The 3,036-nt window shown below is 65.0% G+C and carries 5 protein-coding genes; 3 read left to right on the top strand and 2 right to left on the bottom strand.

Translation table 11 applies throughout. The features are described 5' to 3' along the window. Nucleotides 1-103: 103 nt before the first annotated feature. On the bottom strand, nt 104-649 hold the full coding sequence (locus QMX83_RS20930) for a thioesterase family protein (RefSeq protein ID WP_282298548.1): 546 nt from the start codon (nt 647-649) through the stop codon (nt 104-106). 71 nt (nt 650-720) lie between these two features. On the opposite strand from QMX83_RS20930, the gene QMX83_RS20925 reads away from it, so the two are divergent. From QMX83_RS20925 to QMX83_RS20915, 3 genes are all read left to right on the top strand, one after another. Next, nucleotides 721-1,287 (top strand): helix-turn-helix domain-containing protein, encoded by a 567-nt coding sequence (locus QMX83_RS20925; RefSeq protein ID WP_282298547.1) that lies wholly within the window; start codon nt 721-723, stop codon nt 1,285-1,287. Nucleotides 1,288-1,484: 197 nt separating this feature from the next. Continuing rightward, nucleotides 1,485-2,003, top strand: coding sequence for a DUF6622 family protein (locus QMX83_RS20920; protein WP_282298546.1), 519 nt, complete (start codon nt 1,485-1,487; stop codon nt 2,001-2,003). Then, entirely contained in the window at nt 2,000-2,386 is a 387-nt protein-coding gene (locus QMX83_RS20915; protein WP_282298545.1) for a hypothetical protein, read from the top strand. The genes QMX83_RS20920 and QMX83_RS20915 overlap by 4 nt, the downstream gene beginning before the upstream one ends. Nucleotides 2,387-2,389: 3 nt before the next feature. Here QMX83_RS20915 and QMX83_RS20910 read toward each other — a convergent pair whose 3' ends face one another. Continuing rightward, entirely contained in the window at nt 2,390-2,797 is a 408-nt protein-coding gene (locus QMX83_RS20910) for an EF-hand domain-containing protein (protein ID WP_282298544.1), read from the bottom strand. Nucleotides 2,798-3,036 lie beyond the last annotated feature (239 nt).

The following is a 3,036-nucleotide window of genomic DNA, read 5'->3' as shown; positions in this document are numbered from 1 at the left end:
GGCTTGCCCGGCTGCCGTTGGCGTGATCCTTGCGGCGAAGAGCAGCCGGGCAAGCCCGGCTCTACGGAGCTGCGATCCTTCCGTCGAAAAGCGGCCGGGCAGGTTACGCCGCGTCATCCACCTTCAACGCCGCGTCCGCTGCCAACAGCGCCTCGGCCGCCTGACTCAACGGCGGCGAGGGCACATCCTCCGCGCCAATCGCCGCCATCATCTGCGGCATCCCCACAAACCGGCGGTTGCGCCGGTCGTAGATGCCGGTCACCAGCAATGCACGGGTGGCGATCTTCTCTTCGCCCAGCAGCACCCGCTGTTCCATGATCACCCGCGTGCCGACCCAGCCGGCCAAACGCGTTTCCAGGGTGAAGCGCTGGAAGGGTTTGAGTTCACGCCGGAACTGGATGGTGCCCGCCCCGACAATCGGAGCCCACTTCTCGCGCAGGGCGACCCGGCCCAGGCCCATGCGCAGGATCAGGTCCAGCCGGCCCAGGTCGAAGATGTTCCAGTAGCGCCCGTTGGTCATGTGCAGATTGCTGTCCAGGTCGTTGGGCAGCACCCGGAACTGCAGGCGCGATACCCCGAACGGGGCCGCCAGCTTCGGCCGGAACAGACTCTGGATCATCAACAGCAACAGGCGGAACCACAGATTCATACGTTCTATGACAGGTGTAATAGTTTGGCGTACGCTAATCTATGACACCCGTCTTAGCAAGGAGCCCCGGCATGTCTCCCCGTCATAGCGATGCGCCGCAGCGCGTGGTCAGCGCGGCCGAAGACATGTTGGCGCGGGTGGGGCTCAACGCCACCAGCATCCGCGAGGTGAGCAAGCTGGCCGACGCGCCGCTGGGTTCGACCTACCACCATTTCCCAGGTGGCAAGCAGGAACTGCTGGCCAAGGCCACGCGGCAGGCCGGTGACAAGGTCGATGCGCTGCTGGAGCGAACGCTGCAGGCCGGTGCGGCGGATGGATTGCGGCAATTTCTGGCGATGTGGCGTGAGCGTCTGCTGCGTGCGAATTTCCAGGCAGGCTGTCCGGTGCTGGCGGCTTCGGTGGAAGAACCGGTGGATGCGGTGGCAGGCGACGTCCGCGATGCGGCCGCCGAGGTTTTTGCACGCTGGGAATCGCGGTTGGGTGCGGCGTTGGAAGCGGCGGGCCACGCACCGGCGCAGGCCGCAACGTTGGCAACCCTGATCATCGCCAGCGTCGAAGGGGCGGTGGCCATGTGCCGCGCCACCCAGAGCATCGAGCCGTTTGATCGGGTCAGCGCCCAGTTGCAAGGTCTGGTGTAACCCGCGCGCACGCTTGCGCAGACCGGCCCGCCGGTTCTACGATCCAGCTTCGGCCCGCCGCCGGGGAGGTGGCGTGGCGACATGACGGCCCTCGCGCCATGCGTTCGACGCAGCATTACGTATCCGACGGTACGCGGGGGCGTGCCGTCAGCCCCCCGTTGTGTTCTCGTTCTTTCTTACCGAAGGAGTACGACCGCATGCCTACCGTGCAACAGTTCGCGTCCCACACCCCGATCTGGGTCTGGGCGATTCTTGCCTTCCTGCTTTGGCGCGGCATCGACGCGCTCAAACCGTCCAAAACCTCGCTGGGCCGTCTGGCCGTGGTGCCTGCGATCTTTACCGTGTGGGGGCTGTGGAGCCTGCATCACCGTTACGGAGCCAGCATCGAGGCCTGGGGTGTGTGGCTGCTGGGCATCGCAATCGGTGCCGGCATCGGCTGGCTGCTGGTGCGTCGCCAGAGCATCAGCTACGACGCGGTGGATGGTCACCTGCACCGCACGGCCGACTACTCGCTGCTGCCGTTGCTGCTGCTGACCTTCATCGTCAAATATGCGTTCGAAGCAGCGTTGGCCACGGCACCTGCGCTGGCGGACGACACGGTGTTCCGCATGGCGCACCTGGTGGTGTCGGGTGGATTCACCGGTGTGTTCATCGGCAAGTTCCTGCACTACCTGCGTGTGGCCTCGCTGAGCCGTCAGCAGGCATTGCCGACATGACCGGTCGTTCTGCATCCTCGTCCGCTCGTCGTCGCAGCACGACGACGCGGCGCAGTGCGGGTGTGCTGCCGTGGTTGGGATTGATTGGCAGCATCGCGATGGCGGTGGTGGTGACGGTGTTTGCGAAGATGCTGTTCATCAACTTTGTCGAGATGTACACCACCTACGGCAAGGAACTGCCGTGGCTGTCACGGGTGTACCACGACAAGTACCTGCTGGCGTGGCTGGGCCCGGTGGCGGTGGCGCTGTGCTGGTACATCGGGCGTGACAGCTGGGGGCCCCGCGTGGCGGGGCTGCTGGGTCTGTTGATCGCGCTGGTGGGCGCGGTGAGCACTATCTTTGCGCTGTATCTGCCCTATATCAACATGGGCTCGCTGGTGTGAGCGTCAGTTGGGACGCCAGAAGCCGGACTGCAGTTCGGACAGGGTGAGGACTTCGTCGTGGTTGACGTCGAGTGACTGGAAGCGCATTTCGACGACGCGACGAACCTCCTCATCGCTCAGCTCACCGTCGCCGTTGAGGTCCGCCACGCGGATGCGATCGGCGGCGGTGAGCTGACCATCCCGGTCGGGGCCGAGCAGGGCCTGCACTTCCTCGACGGTAACCCGGTTGTTGTGATCGGCATCGAGTGCCTGGAATAGGGTAGTGCCGTCGTACTCGTCCTTGCTGACCTCGCCGTCCGCGTTGCGGTCCAGCGTGGCGAAGCGCTCGGCGGCGGTGGTGGCGAGTTGCTGCGCGTGTGCGGTTGATATCAGAAGGGCAAAGCCGCACAGGCAGGGGAGAAGCGTCTTCATGGGGCACTCCTGTTGCAGGATGGAGTGCGTAGTGTGGGTTGCTTCCTTGGTTCGGGCACCCGTACTTTTACTGGGATTTCGTTGCTGCTTGGGGCGTGTTTTGGATTTTGGCGAACAGCCGGTGGGCATCGGTTCCCGGTGTTGGCGGGTCGGGGTGGGCGTTCCGGGGGACGCTGCAAGTACGTCCATGTAAGCTCGGTCGCCGCATCCATGCGGCTCACGCCCCCTCCAGCCCACCC

This window comes from Stenotrophomonas sp. PS02289 (assembly GCF_029960115.1).
Classification (GTDB): domain Bacteria; phylum Pseudomonadota; class Gammaproteobacteria; order Xanthomonadales; family Xanthomonadaceae; genus Stenotrophomonas.
The sequence above is the reverse complement of the archived record's forward strand: the minus strand, read 5'-3'. Positions and strand labels throughout refer to the sequence as shown.

Bases quoted from the DNA above. Each gene is read 5' to 3' on its own strand.
- QMX83_RS20920 (WP_282298546.1), top strand. From the start codon at position 1,485: ATGCCTACCGTGCAACAGTTCGCGTCCCACACCCCGATCTGGGTCTGG.
- QMX83_RS20915 (WP_282298545.1), top strand. From the start codon at position 2,000: ATGACCGGTCGTTCTGCATCCTCGTCCGCTCGTCGTCGCAGCACGACG.
- QMX83_RS20930 (WP_282298548.1), bottom strand. From the start codon at position 649: ATGAATCTGTGGTTCCGCCTGTTGCTGTTGATGATCCAGAGTCTGTTC.
- QMX83_RS20925 (WP_282298547.1), top strand. From the start codon at position 721: ATGTCTCCCCGTCATAGCGATGCGCCGCAGCGCGTGGTCAGCGCGGCC.
- QMX83_RS20910 (WP_282298544.1), bottom strand. From the start codon at position 2,797: ATGAAGACGCTTCTCCCCTGCCTGTGCGGCTTTGCCCTTCTGATATCA.